Origin of the sequence: Burkholderia sp. TSV86, from assembly GCF_001522865.1 — a bacterium.
In the GTDB taxonomy this organism is placed as follows: Bacteria; Pseudomonadota; Gammaproteobacteria; order Burkholderiales; family Burkholderiaceae; genus Burkholderia.
In genome coordinates this window covers 1-18188 of the sequence record NZ_LOWB01000010.1, presented here as the reverse complement: position 1 = coordinate 18188, position 18188 = coordinate 1, and the positions used below count along the sequence as shown (strand labels likewise).

Here is an 18188-nt window from a genome sequence, read left to right as displayed (position 1 = left end):
GGTGCCGCCGATAGTGGCAACGGCCTCAACGGCGCGTGAGCTTCGCTCGCGCAGCCTCTCGATCCGTGGCGTCGAGATCGTGTGCATAGACGAACTGGCCGCCGACGAGCGACGCGACCGGCACACCGTCGCGAAACAGGATGCGGTTGCCGGCGAGCGCAGGCACGCGCTCGCCCGGCAGAAGCGTGCCGGTCAAATTGAGCGGGTCCGCGCCGCTGATGCGCAGCATCAGTCCTTCAGCCGGCCGGCGGCGGATCTCGCGCAGAATCGGAATCGCATCGGGCAGCGCGAATTGCTCGCCCGCCAGGCCGGCGACGAAACGTCCGCCGCGAATCTCGCCGCGCGCCTCGAGCCGCCGGTAGACGGGCAGCAGTTCGCGCCAGCTCGGCATCCATTCGGCTTCGCGCGCGAGGATGCGCCAGAACACGACGCCGTAGCGGCGCAGCAGCGTTCGTGCGACATGCTCGAGCGCGGCCGGCTCGATCGCCGCGCGGCGGGTAAACGGCGGCGGGGCGTAACGCGCCGGCCGCGCGGCATCGCCGCCAGCTTCGGCATCGAAGCGGCCATCGTCGCCGCGATGGCCATGATCGCTGCCGGATTCGACCTCCGCAAGCGGCAGCCGCCGCACAAGCGCCCAGCGTCCCGCGTCGTCCATGCCGCCGATCAGCGCGCCGCCGCGCCGCGTGCGCGGCACGTAGAACGCATGCGCATGACGTTTGACCGACGGTTTGAGCAGCGCGCGCAGGCCCGCGAAGCTGTCCGCATTGACGAGTCCCGCCGCGACGAGTTCGCCGAGCGCGCGCTCGAGTTCGACGGGCAGCAGCCGGGCGTGCGCGGCCAGCTCGTCGAAGAACATCGCGCCGTATGCGGCGAGCGTCGCGCGCACTCGTTCGGCGCGCGCAGACAGCGCAGGCTGCGCGGCCGGGTTGCGCAGCGCTTGCCAGCATGCCAGTTCGCGGCGCGGCAGCAGCACGATCGGTGTCGTCCTGACGGGCGCGCTGCCCGCTTTCGCGGGCGCGCCGAGCCGCGTCCATGTGAGCTTGCCGGCGCGGCATGGTTCGTCGAGGCCGCCCGTCACGTAATCGGCGAGCCGCGCGGGCAGCAATTCCTCCTCCCACGCGCTCGCGGCCGCCTCGAACCCTTCTAGCAGGTGGACGACCGACGCGAGCGCATCGACGCCGATGCCGCGCGTTTCGGGCGCGACGCGTTGCCAGTGAAACAGAAAGCGCATGAAGTCGGCAAGTTCGACGGGCTCGATCTCGCGGCGCAGCCGCTTGACCGTGTAGCGGTGGATACGCGCGAGCAGATGCCTTTCGCACCATTCGTCGCTGCGCGCGCCGGGCGTGAAGCGCCCGCGCATCAGATAACCTTCGCGTTCGAGTGCGGCGAGCGCACGCATGAGCGTGGCGTGCGGCAGCGCGAGCGGCGCGGCGATCGCCTGGGCCGTTTGCGGCCCAAAGCCGGTGAGCCGCGCGCGGATTATGTCGACGAGCGCGGCGTCGGGCTCCCATGGCGTGTCGAAGCCGGGCGGTGCACTGAGCGACGGCGTGGCCGGGGCGTCGCCGTACACTGCGCGCATGCAGGTGATGCGCTCGACCGGAATCCATAGGCTGCGGTGATGGGCGGATGCGTGGCGCGGGCTGACACGCGGCGAGTTGCCGGGGAGGCCGGCAGGTTCGGGGCTGGTGGCGAGCGCGTCGCGCTGAAGATGGGGCATGTTGCCGCCGCTTTCGTTGCCGATGCCACTGCCGTCGCCGCCAGCGACATCGCGTGCAGCAGCGGGCACGGCGGACTGCTGGTATGCGCGGCCATCGGCACGCGCGTCGCGCCGCTCGGGCGCCCGCTCGTTGGCGGGCGCGTCGCCGCCAGCGAGCGTGATCCGCGTGGCCCGGCCGGCGGCGGCGAGCCGTTCGAGGCAAGCCAGCCAGCCGTCGTTCGCGCGCGCCTCGTCGTCCGAGATGCACGCGAGGCCGATGAGCGCGTCGTGCATCTCGTCGCCGTCGCGCACGAGCGGCCACGCTTGTTCGCGCACCGCGTCGATCGCGCCGGCATCGAGTGCGCCGAGATCGTCGGCCGATTCCGGATCGCTCCAGCGCCGCGCGAGCACCGCCTGCGTGCGGCGTTCCTCGAGCGGCGCGTCGTCGAGGAACGCATATGGCTTCGCGTTCAAAATCTCGGCGGCGAGCGGCGACGGCGCGGGCAGGTCGCGCGCGACGAGCGCGACGTCTCCCGCCTCGATCCGGCGCAGCAGCGCGAGCCAGCCGTCGGTGTCCATCGCGTCGTGCAGGCAATCATCGAGCGTTTGATCGACGAGCGGATGCCGCGGGACGTCGCGCTCGCCGACCAGATTCTCCGCGCACGCGGCCTGATCGGGGAACACGGCGGCGAGCAGATCGTCGCTTTTCATGCGCTGCAGTTGCGGCGCGACCTTGCGGCCGCCGGCCAAGCGCGGCAGCGCGAGCGCCGTCGTCGCGTTCCAGCGCCAGCGCACGCCGAACAAAGGCGCGTCGAGCAGCGCCTGGATCAGTACGTGTTCGGCGTTTGCCGAGCGTAGATAGCGCCACACTTCGTCGAGCGGGAAGCTGTGCGCGAGCGACAGCGACAGGATCAGCGCATCGTCGGTTGCCGCCGCCTGCAGTTCGAAGTTGAACGTGCGGCAGAAGCGCTTGCGTAGCGCGAGTCCCCATGCGCGATTGATCCGGCCGCCGAAGGGCGCGTGAATCACGAGTTGCATGCCGCCGGATTCGTCGAAGAAGCGCTCCATCACGAGCGTGCGCTGCGTGGGCAGTGCGCCGAGCGCCGCACGCGAGCGCGCGAGATAGTCGGCGATTTGCCGCGCAGCTTCGGCATTCAAGCCAAGCTCATGCGTCAGCCACGTCAGCGCCGGGGCGAGGCGGCTCGGCTCGGCCGGGGCGGCGGCTTCGGCGGTCTCAGCCCAGAGCGGGGGCGGCGCGGGCGTTGGGCTCGCACCGGCGGGCGCGCCGGGCCCCTTGGGTTGCGCGGCAGGTTCGGCAGTCTTTGTCGCGGTTCGAACCGTCGACGCGCCGCTCCGGGCGGATCGCGCGGACGTGCGAGCAACGGCTGCCGCAGGGCGGGCCACATCACTGGCCGGCTCCGGCAGACGCAGTGCCGCGGGCCCCTGCTGCGCCGGCGCGGCGGCTTGCGCGAGCAGCGCGTCGATCCGCTCGCGCAGCCGCGCGACGCTTCTGGACAGCTCGTCGCTGCGCGCGGGCGCCTCGCCCAGCCAGAACGGAATGTTCGGCGCCTGCCCATGCGCGTCCTCCACGCGCACGCGCCCGGTTTCGACGCGAATGATCCGGTATGACTGGTTGCCGAGCTGGAATACATCTCCGGCGAGGCTTTCGATCGCGAAATCCTCATTAACCGTGCCGATGTTGATGCCTTGCGGTTCGAGCAGCACCGCGTAATCGGCGTTGTCGGGGATCGTGCCGCCCGAGGTGACGGCCGCGAGCCGCGCGCCGCGCCGCGCGCGCACGGTGCGCGATACCACGTCTCGATGCAGATACGCGGCGCGCGGGCCGCGCCGGCCCACGAAGCCTTCGGCCAGCATCTTCAGCACGCCGTCGAACGATTCGCGCGTCAGCGCCGCATAAGGCGCGGCTTGCGTCACGCAGCGATAAAGCGCGTCCTCGTCCCATTCGCGGCACGCGGTTTCGGCGACGATCTGCTGTGCGAGCACGTCGAGCGGCGCGCGCGGCATGCGCAGCAGATCCAGCTCGCCGCGCCTCACGCAATCAAGCAGCGCGGCGCATTCGACGAGTTCGTCGCGCGACAGCGGAAAAAGCCGCCCCTTCGGCATGCCGCCGACCTGGTGCCCCGAGCGGCCGACGCGCTGCAGCAACGGTGCGATTGCGCGTGGCGAGCCGAGCTGGCAGACGAGGTCCACATCGCCGATGTCGATGCCGAGTTCGAGCGACGCAGTCGCGACGAGCAGTTTCAGCCGGCCGCTCTTCAAGCGCTGTTCCGCGTCGAGGCGATGCTCCTTCGCGAGGCTGCCGTGATGCGCGGCGATAGCGTCGGCGCCGACGCGCTGCGCGAGATGGCGTGCGGCGCGCTCGGCCATGCGCCGTGTGTTGACAAACACGAGCGTTGTGCGGTGGGCGGCCGCGAGTTCGGCGATCCGGTCGTAGACACGCTCCCATACGTCGGTGGCCATCACTGGCCCGAGCGGCACCGGCGGCAACTCCAGCGCGAGGTCGCGCTCGCGCGCGTGGCCCGTGTCGACGATCGCGCAATCGAGCGGCGCGTCGCCGGTGTCGGCGCGGGCACCGACCAAAAAGCGCGCGACAGCGTCAATCGGCCGCTGCGTCGCCGATAGCCCGATGCGTGTCAGCCGCCGGCCGGCGAGCGCGTCGAGCCGTTCGAGCGACAGCGCGAGATGGCTGCCGCGCTTGTTGTTTGCAAGCGCGTGGATTTCATCGACGATCACGGTGCGTGCGTTTTCGAGCATTCGCCGCCCCGATTCGGACGATAGCAGCACGTACAGCGATTCCGGGGTCGTGACGACGATGTGCGGCGCGCGCTTGCGCAGCGCGGCGCGCTCGGCCGACGGCGTGTCGCCGGTGCGCACGGCGGTGCGGATATTGGGCACAGGCAGCCCGCGCCGCGCAAGCTCGGCGGCGACGCCGGCGAGCGGCGCGGCGAGGTTCACGCGAATATCGTTCGACAGCGCTTTGAGCGGCGATACGTAGATCACGAGCGTCGTGTCCGGCAGCGCGCCGCCGTGCGCGAGCGCGTCGCGCACCAGATCATCGAGCGCGCTCAGGAACGCGGTGAGGGTTTTGCCGGAGCCCGTCGGCGCGGCAACGAGCGTCGAGCGGCCCGCCTTGATATGCGGCCACGCGAGCGCTTGCGCGTCGGTCGGCGTGGCGAAGGTGCCGGCGAACCACGCGGCGACGGCGGGGTGAAACGCGTCGAGCGCGCCGGTGGCGCAGCAGGCGGGGGAGAGGTCCATGGCGGCGGGCAAGGCATCGGGCGGGCCGGACATTGGCGGCCGAAACGATAAGTGTGCCAGACGCCGCGCGGATGTGCTGGGCGCGAGCCGCGCGGGTTTAGGCCGAATGTCGGCGGCATCGCCGCGCGATGCCGGTTGCCGCGCGCGGACTGCCGCAATGCGGGCGCGCGCGGCGGCCGAATGAGGCTGGCAAACCGCCAAACCGGACGGCCGTGCACCCGCATACGGCCGCAACGCCTACTCGATCGGGATGGTTTGTTTAGAAGAAAAGCGATTTGCCGCCACCGCGTCGACGCGGGCGCGCTTGATCGACGAGGCGCTCGCTCGCGGTCAAACCCGTCGCAGCCATCCGAGCCAATGCGCGAGCGGCGTCGCATGTCCCCACGCCGCTTGCGTGAGCCATAGCGCGCCGGCCCAGGCCGCCGCGACGATAATCAGATCGCAGTGCCCGCTGTTCCACCAGTTCAGCGAATGACGCTTCCAGATCCACGGAATGCCGAGCGGGTTCGGCCAGTCTGCGATCAGATGGACGAGGCCGCCGCACGCGAAGCCGACGAGCGGCGCGGCCCACGGATGCCCGTGCCCGAGCGAGCGATAAGCAAACACGAACGCCGCGAGCCACGCGACGCCCCAATGCGTGACGGTGCGATGCGTGATCCAGCGCCGTCGCGAGCGGCGCCACCATGCAAGTTCGAGCCAATCGGGCGCGGTGCCGCCCGCGACGCCCGCCGCGAATGCCGCAATGCAAAAGAGATGCGCTGGTCCCGCCGCGCCCGCTTGCGCGACCAGCGCCGCGGCGACTAGACCCGCGGCCCAGCCGCTTGCATGATGTGCTGCTTGTGATGCCATCGCGTATTGCGCTGCGCGTGCCGCCGGAAAGGAAAGGGGGCGCTATCTTCGCAGATTCGGCCGCAGCCTGGCGCGCAGTGGCGGATAAAAATTTTCAGTGTGTGCACGGATTGGCAGAACTGACCATTTTTGACTGAATTTGAACCATGCTATAAGGGCCTGCTCGGGGGCGTTCTGCCCCAATATTTCAGCGAAACGAGGAGATTGAGATGGGAGACAGTCAATGAACGCCGCCAACCGCTTCAAATCGTCGATGCTCGCGACGCTGCTGGGCGCAGCCGTCGTCAGCTTTTTGCCCGGCGCGCCCGCGGTGGCCAAGGCGCCGCAGCATGTGGTGCTGGACGGCTCGGCCGTCGCCGTCGCCGACAAATACAGCGCCGATGCGGCCCAGCAGATTTTCAAGCAAGGCGGCAATGCGGTCGATGCTGCGGTGGCGATCGCATTCACGCTGGCAGTCACGTATCCGGAAGCCGGCAACATCGGCGGCGGCGGCTTCATGAACATTTATGTCGGCGGCAAGCCGTATTTTCTCGACTATCGGGAGCGCGCGCCGCTTGCCGCGACGAAGGACATGTATCTCGACAAGGACGGCAACGTCGTCAGCGGCATGAGCCTGTACGGCTACCGCGCGGTCGGCGTGCCGGGCACGGTGGCCGGGATGTGGGAGGCGCACAAGCGCTTCGGCAAGCTGAAATGGAAGCAGGTGCTCGCGCCGGCGATCCACTACGCGCGCGACAGCTTTATCGTCGACGAGCAACTTGCGCAGCGTGGCGTCGATGCGTCGAAGGAGTTCGGCGGCAAGACCAACTACGATCAATACTTCGGCACCCTGAAGACCGGCGCGCACTTCAAGCAGCCGGATCTCGCGGCGGTGCTCACGCGTATCTCGAACGACGGCGCGAAGGATTTCTACGACGGCAAGACGGCCGATCTGATCGCGGCCGCAATGAAGCAGGGCGGCGGCCTCATCACGAAGCAGGATCTCGCGCAATACAAGGCGGTCTGGCGCCAGCCGATCGAGGCGAACTGGAACGGCTATCGTGTATATACCGCGCCGCCGCCGAGTTCGGGCGGCATCGGGCTCGTGCAGCTTCTGAAGATGAAAGCCGATCGCCGGGCCGATTTCGACGGCGTGACGCTGAATTCGCCGCAATACGTGCACTTGATCGCGGAGATCGAGAAGCGCGTGTTTGCCGATCGCGCGCAGTATCTCGGAGACCCCGATTTCTACAAGGTGCCCGTCGCACAGCTTATCGACGATGCGTACATCGCCAAGCGCGCGGCCGACGTGAATCCGACCCAGCCGTCCGACACGAAGAGCGTGCTGCCGGGGCTCGGCACGTCGATGCCGGAGAAAGCGGAAACGACGCACTTCTCGGTGGTCGACAAGTGGGGCAACGCAGTGTCGAACACGTACACGCTCAACGGCTACTTCGGGTCGGGCGTCGTCGCCGAAGGCACCGGCATCGTGCTGAACGACGAGATGGACGATTTTTCCGCGAAACCGGGCGTCGCGAACATGTTCGGCGTGGTCGGCAGCGACGCGAACGCGATCGAGCCGAAGAAGCGTCCGCTGTCGTCGATGTCGCCGACGATTCTGACGAAGGACGGCAAGGTCGCGCTCGTCATCGGCACGCCCGGAGGCTCGCGGATCTTCACGTCGATCTTCCAGGTCATCACCAACCTGTACGATTTCAAGATGCCGCTGCACGATGCGGTTGCCGCGATGCGCTTTCATCACCAGCTCTTGCCCCCGAACACCATTTTCTGGGAGCCGTACCGGCCGATCGACGGCGATCTCGCGAAGGGTATCGAGGCGAAGGGCTACACGCTGAAGGGGCAGGACTTTAGCGGCGATATCCAAGCCATCCGGATCGACGGCAGGACGCCCGAGGCGGTGTCCGATCCGCGCGGCCGGGGCGTGTCGCGTGTGATCCGCTAATGCATGTGCTCCCCGTTGAACAGGCGGGGAGCGTGATCGTAGCGCAGGCCGGTTCGTTTTCCTTTTGCGCTTGCAAAGCTTATTGCCTGGCTATCTCAAAAATCATGCTTCGGATAACGTAAGGCTTTTCCGTGAGACGGGCCTGATCGGTTTGCGCCGATCAGGCCCGTCTCACGACGGCTGCCGCCTTTAAAGCCGTCGCGAGCCGGCTTTCACGCCTGCGGCCATTGTGTTCACTGATTCGTCGAATTCGGTGTTTGCGCGTTGCTGTCGAGGAAATTGTCGACGGCGACGAGCGACTGCTCGTTCAACGTGCCGAGAACGCTCTTGAGCTTCAGTTGCAGCTTCAGCGCGTCGAGATAGCTTTCGAAAAGCTTCTCGCGGATATTCGAGATATCCTTGCGCAGGTTCAGCGTCTCGTAGGTCGTGCTGTAGCCGACACTGTGCGCCTTCATCGATGAATCATACGCAAGCTGCGCCGCCTGCAGCGACTGCTGAAGCGCCAGGATGCGTGCGCCGATCGATTGTAGCGACGCGAGCGCCTCGCGATGATCGGTGCTCAGTTGCTGCTCGACTTCGCGCAACCGGTTCTGATATTGCGCGGCGACGTATTGTGCTTCGACATGCCGGTAGTACACGCTGCCGCCGGAGAAAATCGGAATCGTGACCTGCACGCCCATTGCGCTTTGGTGGAAGTTGGACTGATCGGTGACGCCGCGCAGGTTCGGGTTGAGGCCGCGCGAATACGAGGCGAACAAGTCGACGGTCGGCAAGTGCTCGGCGTTGATCCGCTTCGAGGTAAGCTGCGCGGTGCGCAGATCGCGATACGCCTGTTGATATGACGGATTGTCTTGCGGCGCGTAATCGCCCGACGGAATGCGGGGTGACGTGCCATGCATGGCAAGACGCGGCCAGCGCGAGAAATCGATTTCGGAGCCGAGCAGCGTTTCGTAGCGTGCCTTGCGCGCCTCGACTTCGGTGCCTGCAATCAGCGCCTCCGATTTAGCGAGGCTGCGCCGCGCCTCGATTTCCGCCGTGTCGCCGATCGTTTTCATGCCGAGCTGCGCCATTCTGCGCGTGTCGCTCGCGAGCCGCGTGAGAGCGCCGACCTCGTCGTCGGCAAGCTGCTGCTTCTCGCGGGCGGACAAAAGATCGAAACATGCGTTCGCCACGCGCATGATCAGATCCTGGCGCTCGACTTCGAGCTGCTGCCGCGCGGATTCTTCCATTTCGCGCGCACGGCTCATATCGTACAGATACGGCATGTTGAAGAGCGCCTGTGTGACCTGCGCGGCGCCATAGGCGGCATTGCTGGTGCTGCTGACGTTGAACCCGAACAGCTTCGCATTCGTACCGTACCGGCCCCATTCGAGCACGGCGCTCGCCTGCGGCAGCATCTGCGCGCGGGCCTGGGGAAATTTTTGCCGAGCGGCATCGTATGCGGCGCGCGCCTGCAGAAATTTGGGATCGTTGGTGACGGCGTGCTGATACGCTTCATCTAGACAAAACGCACTTGCATTGGTGGAACCGATGCACAGTGCTGCGGCTGCCGCAATTCCAGCCACTTCTGTAACATATTTACATAAATTAAAGAATTTTTCTTTTAAGTGAAAACCCGCATGTTCAATTTCCGATGATCTATTCAAATTCGATGTTTCAAACATCTCCGTCTCCCTCTCCAGCCTTTCCTCACAAGCCATCGGCGACATAGATTAAACGTTTTAAAATTCAAATTGAAACGCATGCATCTTTTTGGGGAACGTCGCCGCGCCGGAAAGTCGTGATTTCAGGGGATCAGCTAGCTTGTTTCCGGCTTGTCTGCATGATAGCCTGATTCCGGCTAGTAATCGTATCGATAAAAAATTAAATGTCGTTCGGTTATATACGGCCGCTGGCTTTTTTTAGCAGTTCTTGTGGTCTTCTTTATTTTTACGAGGAGATAGTAATGAAGGTCATGACGATGGAACAGGCTCAGGAAATCCGTGGTGGCGGCCCGATCAGCTCGATCGGTCTGCTGCTGACCCAAACCGGCCCGGTGTTGAGCTCGCTCGCCACCTTCGCGCCGCAACTGGGGAATTACCTGCAGAACCCGAAGACGTATAACAATCAAGGCAAGTAAGTCGTGCTTTGCGCGGGGAGGCGCCCCCCGCGTATTGTGTGGTTTGCAATCAAGCTGTAACGGCGAAGCAGTATTTGCATCAAATGGCAATTCGTTGCCGATCAAGTCACAAAAGTGCCGTTCTTTTTGTGCCGGTGGATGATCGGGCGAAGTACGTCAGGAAGGAGACGGCGCGGTCGAAGTGAGTTCCGGAGCAAGTGTTCGCCGCAGGCGGATGCGGGGCTGGAATGTCGTCGAGACCGTTGCTATAAGACAAGGGCTACCCCAATGAAGTCCATATCCGAAGATCAGGCACGAGACATCCGCGGCGGAGGTTCGATTTACGCCAACTCAGCCAATTACACGATTTCCCTTGTGAATCAAGCGATCGAGCCCACGATGCAGGCACTCCTGGCTCAAGCTCAGTACCAAGCCGTCGAACAATTCAAGATGGCGCTGGGCTCTGGCTCGGGCTCGCATGGGTAAGCCGGCAACGCGCCCATATTGCTCGTCGCGCGCAGCCGTGACGCTCACGCCGCGCCGGCGCGACGGCCTTGAGCCGAAGCGCGCCGCGTGCGGTTCGGCATTATTGTCGTATCCAGCGATTCGCAAGCTATGTGGTTCAATACAAAGAAAGTCCGGCCCATTCTCCAGGATGAGGTAACCGAGTGCGGCTTGGCGTGCATCGCGATGATCGCGACTTGGCACGGCCGCGACACGACGTTACGCACGCTGCGCAATCGCTATCCGGTCAAGATCGATTCCGGTCTGTCGTTTTTCGAGCTGATGGAGATCGCGAACGATCTCGGCCTGCGCTCGCGCGGGCTCCAGTTCGAGGCGAACGAGATCGACGCGCTGAAGCTGCCTTGCATTTTGCACTGGGGGATGAACCACTTCGTCGTGCTGACGAAGGTCGGCTACGGCAACGTCCATATCGTCGATCCGGCGCTCGGCGAGACCAAGATGCCGCTCGCGCAGGCGCTCTCGCAGATCACGGGCTACGCGCTCGAACTCAATCCCGACATCGGTTTCAAGCATTCCGACACGACCGACCGGATTCGTCTGCGCGATTATCTGAACGGGCTGACTGGTATTCGCAAGAGCTTGCTGATCGGCGTGGGAGCTGGCATCGCGACGCAATTGCTGCTGTTGCTCGGTCCTTCTTACGTCCAACTGACGATTGACGAGGCGCTGAAGAAAACCGACATCGACATCCTGTATCTGCTGACGATTCTGTTCAGCATCGTGTTTCTGTTCGACACGCTGTACTCGAATCTCGTCGGCAATATCAAGAGCTACCTGCGCAATATCATTTCGCAGCAACTCTCGTCGAACATGGTCGGGCACTTGGCACGGCTGCCGATCGGCTACTACCTGTTCCACAATACCGGCGATTCGATTTCGCGCGTATCGTCGATGTCCGAGGTCGGGCGCTTTCTGGTCGACGGGTTGATCGGCGGGCTGCTCAATATCGTCACCTGCGTGCTGACGCTCGTGCTGATGTTGTATTACAGTCCGGTGCTTGCCGGCATCAGCCTTGCAGGGATGGTGCTGTTCGCGCTGTCGCGGCTGGCGATCCAGCCTCAGTTGCAAGATGCGATGTCGCAGATCCTCACGCGCGGCGCCGAGGCCGACGCGCTGCTGATCGAGAACATCCGCTCTGCGCATTCGATCAAGCTGCTGTCGGCGGAGACTTCACGCAGCAATCTGTGGGTGAACGCCTTCACGCAGAAACTTCAGGCGATCCGCCAACAGGAACGGCTGCAGCTTCTGTTCGATGCAATTTCGAAGGGCATCGTGCACGTCGAGCAACTGGTGATCGTCACGTATGGCGCGTGGCTCGTGATGCATGGGCAAAGCACGATCGGCGTCATCTATGCGTTCATCCAATATAAGAACCTGTTTGCGGACAAGTTCATCGATTCGATTCAGCTTTATGTGCGGCGCAAGGTATTGCAGGTTCACATGGATCGCGTCGCCGACGTGCTGCAGACCGAGACCGAGGAGCCGGCGCCCGATGCGGCCGTGCGCTCAGTCGAGCAGTTCGACGGTTCGCTATCGATTCGTTCGTTGAGCTACACGCCGAAGGGCGGCCGCCGCGCGATTCTCGAGAACATCAATCTCGACGTGCCGGCCGGCTCGAAAATCGCAATCGTCGGACGTACCGGCAGCGGCAAGACAACGTTGCTGAATTTGATTTGCGGCCTGTACAAGCCTGCGCCGAATATGCTGTTCGTCGGCGGCGTCGATCTATCGGAAGTGAATTTGCGGCTGTACCGCAAGCATATCGCGGCGGTCACCCAGTCCGATCAGCTCTTTCGCGGCACGATCCGGGACAACATCACGAACTTCGCGCCGGCACCGCGTCTCGGTTCGATGTTTGAGGCAGCGCGCCTCGCGTGTATCGATCGCGACATCGATATGCTCGACAACCGCTACGATACGCCGCTTGGCGACACGCAGAAATTCCTGTCGGCTGGGCAGATGCAGCGCTTGTTGATTGCACGCGCGCTGTATTGCGAGCCGCGCCTGCTGATTCTCGACGAATTCTCGTCGAATCTGGATCAGGCAACGACGCACGAGATCTGCCGCAACGTGTTGACGCTGCCGTGCACGATCGTGCTCGTCACGCATGACGCGTCGATCCTGTCGATGGTCGATCGAATCTACGAGATGCGCGACGGCAAGCTTGCCGAGATCGATCGCGCCCAGCAGCAGGAATTCGAGGTGCCAAGATGACGTTGGTTCGGCTCTTTCTATTCAACGCATTCTCGTATTCGTTCTTCATTCGGCGGATCGTCCGGCGCATCGCGCTTGGCCGCTCGCCCGAGCAGGGGCTCGGTATGATGCGCTGGTGCTCGCGCACGTGCTTGCGCCTGTTTCCGTCGATCCGCTATTCGATCGAGCGCTCGATCGCGCATATGATGAGCGCGCACCTGAACGACGATCCGGCCTGGATCCGGCAGGTTGCCGACCGGGTCGTCAACGAACTGTTCGAGGCCGAGCTCGCGGGCCTGATGCTGCGCACGCATAGCCTGAGTTCGATGAAGGCGATGCTCGACCGGATGGAGTGCGAAGGAGAGCCGTTGCTGCGCGAGGCGCTCGCGCGTGGCGGCCCGCTGATGCTCGCGGGGCTGCATTTCGGCAACCTGATGATGTTCGTCACGAAGCTGCGTTTCCTGATTCCTGAGGATCGCAAAATGATGATCGTGATGCACAAGGATGCGCCTGGCGCGTTTTTCGACGATGCGCAACGGCTTGTCAACGAATTCGGTGCGGGCAAGATCGATTTGATCGACATCGAGCAGCGCGTGCATCTGCGGCGGCTCATTACCGGCTTGCGCAAGGAGGAGCCGGTGTTCCTGCTGTTCTCCGATTTGCACGGCCGTTTCGGCAAGACCAACCCGTGCCGGCTTGGTGGCCGCTGGATTCGACTCGCCGGAGGCGGCGTGAAGCTCGCGGTCGAGCAAGGCATTCCGCTTCTCGTCGCGTATGCGACTGGTGTGCCTTTTCGCGATCGCTGCACCGTGCATTTCGTTGAGCTCGGTTCGGAAAACGGATCGCGAATGCTGAGCACGCCGGAGAACGCATCGCGCGTGCTGACGACCCACCAGCTGATCGTCGATCGACTCGAGGAAGCGCTCGTGAAGCAACCTGAGCAGTGGCACTTCTGGGAGCACTTCGCCCCGTATTTGATGCCTTCCCCGTTGCTCGAGCACAGCACGCGCGCTTCCGAGCCCGCGCTCAAGAACGTTTGACGAGTATTCCCATGCCTGCCTGGACAGAATCCCTGAAAGAGCAAAAGGCACCACGCAAGCTGGCGCGCGGCACGACGTTTGGCACTGTTATCAACGGAGTCGTCGGGGTGCCGGTGTCGATGCGGTTTTTCTGCTATCTATCGATTGCGATGTTCGCGATGTTCATCATCGCACTCGTGCGCCTTTCATACGCGAATACCGAAAGCGTGGTGGGTACGCTCGCGCCGCGCTCGGGGTTAATCGGCGTCGGCGCGCCGCCGGGATGGGCGGTACGCGAGGTATATGTCGCGAAGGATCAATATGTGAAGGCCGGGCAGAAGCTGATGAGCGTCACGCGTGATACGAGCTTCGTCGCGCAGGCGAACAACGCGCAGGAAATGCGCGACTCGATCAAGCGCCAGCGCGTCGAGGTCAATCAGCAAATGGATGCCGCGAAGCTCGAATACCAATCGTCGATACAGCAGACCAATCAGCAGATCGCCGCGTTGTCGGAAAGCCGCGGGCTCATCGACAAGCAGATCCAGGATCAGCGCCGTATCGTGTCGGAAAACCAGGAGCGGCGCGATCGCGTGAAGCAGCTTCTGAACGAGCAGGTCGTCACGCTTGAGCAGTACAACCAAGTGAATACGCAGTTCCTGCAAGCCAGCCAGGGGCTTCAGGATCTGCTGCTGCGCAAGGCTGATCTCGTGAAGAACATCATGAAGCTGCGCGGCGATCTGGACACGATGCAAAGCAAGTACGACGGCTCGAATGCGGAACTGAAGATCAAGCAGGAAGAGCTGAACTCGCGCGAGTACAACATTGACGAGAACGTCAACCAGATACTGTATGCGCCGGCCGACGGGCAGATCGTGCGCCTTGACGTGGTACAGGGCGGCGTGATCGACCAGTCGAACACACGCGTTGTCGAAATCCTGCCGGCAAAGGCCGATGGGCTTGTCGCCGAGTTGTATATCCCGTCGTCGAAAGCGGGCTTCATCAAGCCCGGCCAGGAAGTGAAACTCGCGTATGGCAGCTATCCGGTCGAGAAATTCGGCACGTACCGTGGCAAGCTGCTGTCGGTGTCTCCCGTGGCGTTTTCCGCGAAGGAACTGAATCTGCCCACCGATAGCAGCAACGCGACGCAGACCTATTTCAAGAGCTGGGTCGAGCTTGCCGATCGGCAGCCGGTGTTCGAAGGCAAGCCGCTTGCGTTGCGGGCGGGAATGTTGCTGAGGGCGGATATCGTGCTGGAGAATCGCAGTCTGCTCGAATGGCTGTTTGAGCCGCTCTATCGAATCCGGCAGCGAATGTTCGGCACGCCTGCATAATCGCTCATGCGCAAGAAGGACAAGCAACACCGTCAACGAGCGTGTCGCGGCTGGCGCGTGCCGGCATCGTGCTGGTTCGGCGCGACGCTCGTGATGTTGGCGGGCGCCGCGCAAGCACAGGGCGCGGACTCCAGCCGCTGGCGCGACGGCGCAGATGGCATCGGTTTCTATCCGGGCGGCGATGCGCCGGGCTTCGACGCAAGTTCATGGAGAACGCCGGGGCAAACCGGCAGGACGAGTGGTGCAACGGCGGGCGCCGTTGCGTCGGCCGTCGATCCGAATGCGCCGCCGCGCAGGCTGACGGAAGAAAAGATCACGCTCGGGCATGACGTATCGGCTTCGGCCGCGCCCGGCGAGGGCGCGCAAGGTGACGGCGGCATCGGTTTTTCCGACGTTCCCAGCCGAGCACCTTCCGAGCGACGGTTATCCGCGAGCGCTCGATCCGAACGCGCCGCGTCGCCGTCGAATTCGACCGATATGTGTGGCGATCACGTGTGCGGACCCGGCGACGGGCCGGTACGCCCGCCTGCAGGCTCGGCGCCGCGCTTCATTGCCGGCGTGCGCTACGATCGGATGCCATACGAACTTCATCCGATCGATTCGCAGCAGTTGCCGGATTTGCCCGAGGCGCAATGGCCGTCGATCGTCGAGCAACTGCAAGGCGACGACAGCAACATGATTGGGATTGGTTGGCACTATATCGTGACGACTGGCCGCTCGACGCGCGTGACAACGGAGACGGGCGCACTCGGCATCGGATCCTTCGACAATCCGGGCAGCAGCGTGCAGATCAATAACATGAACACGCTCGCGCTCGCATTCACGCACTTCTTTACCGAGCATGTGACCGCCAAGCTTCTTGCCGGGCTGCCGCCGAAGCTGACGATGTACGGCAAAGGCAGCATCGGTTTGCCGTTCGACAAGATTTTTCCAGGCACGTTGGGCAGTCTGCCGCTCATCAATCTCGCGAATCCGAACAGCAATCCGCTCGGCACGACGCGCGCGTGGCCGATCACAATCTTGATGGAATATTATTTGGGCAAGCGTGAGGATCGGTTCCGGCCTTACTTCGGGGCGGGCTTGAGCTATACGCGCTTCACGCACACGAGCCTGAATTCGGTGTTCGCGCAAAAGCTCTCGTCGCTCGGCGGGCTGCTGTCGGCCGGCATGTCGATCGGCACGCTGCAATCGCTGCTCACCAGCCCGGATGCGCTTAACCGGCTGCTGCAAGCAGGCGCCGACTTGATTCTGCCGACCGGTGCGTATGCAACGGCGTCCGTGAGAAGCGCGTGGTCGCCCGTCTTCACGCTCGGCGCGAATTATCAGCTCACCCGTAATCTGTCGCTGTCGGGGTCGCTGACCTACATGGCGTTGCGCACGACGATCAACGTCAATATCAACGATCCGAAGCGAGTGCTCGCGAAGAATTCGGTGAAGCTCTCCGCAAATCCGATACTCTGCACGGTTTTGCTCAATTATCGTTTCTGAATCCGAAGCTTTGGAATCCGCACGATCATGTAATGACCGAAACGGTGGCCTAGTCATTTGTCGGTAGATTGCCTGCCGGGCCGGGAAGGCGCGGAGCGGGCAGTGTCGGCGCGACAGCGAAGCGCGTCGGCGGACGCTGAGACGTGGCCTTGCGCAGGCGATTCCTTCGGCCGAGCCGGCCTAAGCGGGGAAGAAAATCGCGGCTGATATGCTTCGGCCAGTTTCGCCGCCTCGGTTTGCCGGAGCATCGGCATAGAGGTCAAGCCACCAGCGAAAACCAATCGATACCGCCTGATGAAGGAGTAAAGCGTTACTGTTGCCACCGCCGCTGATGCTTGGCTCGCGGCGCCGGGCCGCGCGCCGTCATACCCGCGACACGCCCGGCCTGCGATAATTGCACCGCAGCGTCGCAGACGCGATCAGCATAGGCAAGGAGGCCGGAATGGGCGAGCAGGATACGCAGCGGCGCGACATGGCTCCGCTGGAAGAGCGGCAGCGGCGTTTCGAAGAGGATCTCGTCGACGCGTATGACGAGGAACTTGAAATGGAGCTGGACGATCGCCGTTTCGACGACGAATCGATTTTCTCCGCGGAGCGCCGCGACGCGCGCAAGAGCTATTTTCGCGAACTGTTCCGTCTGCAAGGCGAGTTGGTGAAACTGCAGGACTGGGTTGTGCATACCGGACATCGGCTCGTCGTGATCTTCGAGGGGCGCGACGCGGCGGGCAAGGGTGGCGCGATCAAGCGCATCACGCAGCGCCTGAACCCGCGCGTGTGCCGGGTAGCCGCGCTGCCCGCGCCAAGCAACCGCGAGCGCACGCAGTGGTATTTCCAGCGCTATGTCGCGCATCTGCCGGCGGGGGGCGAGATCGTGCTGTTCGACCGGAGCTGGTATAACCGTGCGGGCGTCGAACGCGTCATGAGCTTTTGCACCGACGACGAATATGAGGAATTTTTCCGCTCGGTGCCGGAATTCGAGAAGATGCTCGCGCGCAGCGGGATCCAGATCATCAAATATTGGTTTTCGATCACCGATCAGGAACAGGAGACGCGCTTCCAGAACCGCATCGACGATCCCCTCAAGCAATGGAAGCTGAGCCCGATGGATCTCGAAAGCCGGCGCCGCTGGGAGGCGTATACGGCGGCGAAGGAGGAAATGCTGTTGCGCACGCATATTCCCGAAGCGCCTTGGTGGGTGGTGCAGGCCGTCGACAAGAAACGGGCGCGGCTCAACTGCATTCATCATTTGCTGAGCCTTGTGCCGTATCACGATATCGACCGCGAGCCGGTGCATCTGCCGCAGCGCGAGCACCATCCCGATTACATCCGGCGGCCGGTTCCGGACGACATGATCGTGCCGGAGATTTATTGAGCGGGGCGGCAGCGTCCGGCGTCCGGGGCTTGACAAAGCGCGTCTGCCAGCGCATGCTGCTTGGCATGAACTCGGCTCGCCTTTACTTCGCGCACATTATTATTCGCACCATTCATCGAATGGTGGGTTAGCGCGCGTCCGAGTCTCGATCACTGCAAACCCGCCCCGTGAGGCGGGTTTTTTGTTTCCGCCTGCCGGGACATCCACCATCGAGGAGCCTGTCCATGCAGTCAGCCGGTGCCGTTGCGCAAATGTCCCAAGCCCATACGCCAATCGTCCCCGCGAACGCGCTCAATGATTATCTGACGTCGATTCTCAACGCACGCGTGTACGACGTTGCCCGCGAAACGGAGCTTGAACGCGCGCGCAATCTGTCGGCCCGGCTGGGCAACGACG

At 63.6% G+C, this 18188-nt stretch carries 11 protein-coding genes and 1 pseudogene; 9 read left to right on the top strand and 3 right to left on the bottom strand.

Annotation, left to right across the window (positions count from 1 at the left end; translation table 11 throughout):
- Nucleotides 1–25: 25 nt before the first annotated feature.
- Together WS68_RS28615 and WS68_RS00525 are read right to left on the bottom strand one after the other, a co-directional pair.
- Entirely contained in the window at nucleotides 26–4975 is a 4950-nt protein-coding gene (locus tag WS68_RS28615) for a DEAD/DEAH box helicase (protein WP_231752918.1), read from the bottom strand.
- A 330-nt stretch (nucleotides 4976–5305) separates the two neighbouring features.
- Nucleotides 5306–5824 (bottom strand): metal-dependent hydrolase, encoded by a 519-nt coding sequence (locus tag WS68_RS00525; RefSeq protein WP_059568959.1) that lies wholly within the window; start codon nucleotides 5822–5824, stop codon nucleotides 5306–5308.
- Between the two features lie 223 nt (nucleotides 5825–6047).
- Here WS68_RS00525 and ggt point away from each other — a divergent pair, with 223 nt between their 5' ends.
- Complete coding sequence (ggt, locus tag WS68_RS00520) at nucleotides 6048–7766, top strand: gamma-glutamyltransferase (RefSeq protein ID WP_059568958.1); 1719 nt, start codon at nucleotides 6048–6050, stop codon at nucleotides 7764–7766.
- 233 nt (nucleotides 7767–7999) lie between these two features.
- On the opposite strand, the gene WS68_RS00515 is transcribed toward ggt, so the two are convergent.
- The gene (locus tag WS68_RS00515; RefSeq protein ID WP_082709728.1) at nucleotides 8000–9430 is read right to left on the bottom strand and encodes a TolC family protein; all 1431 of its coding nucleotides are present in this window, start codon (nucleotides 9428–9430) and stop codon (nucleotides 8000–8002) included.
- Nucleotides 9431–9711: 281 nt separating this feature from the next.
- On the opposite strand from WS68_RS00515, the gene WS68_RS28180 reads away from it, so the two are divergent.
- The 8 genes and pseudogenes from WS68_RS28180 to WS68_RS25505 all read left to right on the top strand — a co-directional run.
- A complete protein-coding gene (locus WS68_RS28180) occupies nucleotides 9712–9885 on the top strand; it encodes a hypothetical protein (RefSeq protein WP_082709727.1) in 174 nt (57 codons plus the stop codon).
- Nucleotides 9886–10152: 267 nt separating this feature from the next.
- Nucleotides 10153–10350, top strand: a complete 198-nt coding sequence (locus tag WS68_RS28610; protein WP_059568956.1) for a hypothetical protein — start codon at nucleotides 10153–10155, stop codon at nucleotides 10348–10350.
- Between the two features lie 129 nt (nucleotides 10351–10479).
- Entirely contained in the window at nucleotides 10480–12603 is a 2124-nt protein-coding gene (locus WS68_RS00505; RefSeq protein ID WP_059568955.1) for a peptidase domain-containing ABC transporter, read from the top strand.
- Nucleotides 12600–13622, top strand: a complete 1023-nt coding sequence (locus tag WS68_RS00500; RefSeq protein ID WP_059568954.1) for a hypothetical protein — start codon at nucleotides 12600–12602, stop codon at nucleotides 13620–13622. Before WS68_RS00505 ends, WS68_RS00500 begins: the two co-directional genes overlap by 4 nt.
- 11 nt (nucleotides 13623–13633) lie before the next feature.
- Nucleotides 13634–14932: an HlyD family secretion protein gene (locus WS68_RS00495; protein ID WP_059568953.1), complete on the top strand. Its 1299-nt coding sequence runs from the start codon at nucleotides 13634–13636 to the stop codon at nucleotides 14930–14932.
- Between the two features lie 6 nt (nucleotides 14933–14938).
- Nucleotides 14939–16420, top strand: coding sequence for an OmpW/AlkL family protein (locus tag WS68_RS00490; RefSeq protein ID WP_059568952.1), 1482 nt, complete (start codon nucleotides 14939–14941; stop codon nucleotides 16418–16420).
- A gap of 442 nt (nucleotides 16421–16862) precedes the next feature.
- Nucleotides 16863–17792 (top strand): polyphosphate kinase 2, encoded by a 930-nt coding sequence (ppk2, locus tag WS68_RS00485; RefSeq protein ID WP_059568951.1) that lies wholly within the window; start codon nucleotides 16863–16865, stop codon nucleotides 17790–17792.
- Nucleotides 17793–18043: 251 nt separating this feature from the next.
- Nucleotides 18044–18188, top strand: a pseudogene (locus tag WS68_RS25505) (pyridoxal-phosphate dependent enzyme); the annotation flags it as partial.

Coding starts and splice junctions, on each gene's coding strand:
- WS68_RS28615 (WP_231752918.1), bottom strand. CDS start 4,975: ATGGACCTCTCCCCCGCCTGCTGCGCCACCGGCGCGCTCGACGCGTTT.
- WS68_RS00525 (WP_059568959.1), bottom strand. CDS start 5,824: ATGGCATCACAAGCAGCACATCATGCAAGCGGCTGGGCCGCGGGTCTA.
- ggt (WP_059568958.1), top strand. CDS start 6,048: ATGAACGCCGCCAACCGCTTCAAATCGTCGATGCTCGCGACGCTGCTG.
- WS68_RS00515 (WP_082709728.1), bottom strand. CDS start 9,430: ATGTTTGAAACATCGAATTTGAATAGATCATCGGAAATTGAACATGCG.
- WS68_RS28180 (WP_082709727.1), top strand. CDS start 9,712: ATGAAGGTCATGACGATGGAACAGGCTCAGGAAATCCGTGGTGGCGGC.
- WS68_RS28610 (WP_059568956.1), top strand. CDS start 10,153: ATGAAGTCCATATCCGAAGATCAGGCACGAGACATCCGCGGCGGAGGT.
- WS68_RS00505 (WP_059568955.1), top strand. CDS start 10,480: ATGTGGTTCAATACAAAGAAAGTCCGGCCCATTCTCCAGGATGAGGTA.
- WS68_RS00500 (WP_059568954.1), top strand. CDS start 12,600: ATGACGTTGGTTCGGCTCTTTCTATTCAACGCATTCTCGTATTCGTTC.
- WS68_RS00495 (WP_059568953.1), top strand. CDS start 13,634: ATGCCTGCCTGGACAGAATCCCTGAAAGAGCAAAAGGCACCACGCAAG.
- WS68_RS00490 (WP_059568952.1), top strand. CDS start 14,939: ATGCGCAAGAAGGACAAGCAACACCGTCAACGAGCGTGTCGCGGCTGG.
- ppk2 (WP_059568951.1), top strand. CDS start 16,863: ATGGGCGAGCAGGATACGCAGCGGCGCGACATGGCTCCGCTGGAAGAG.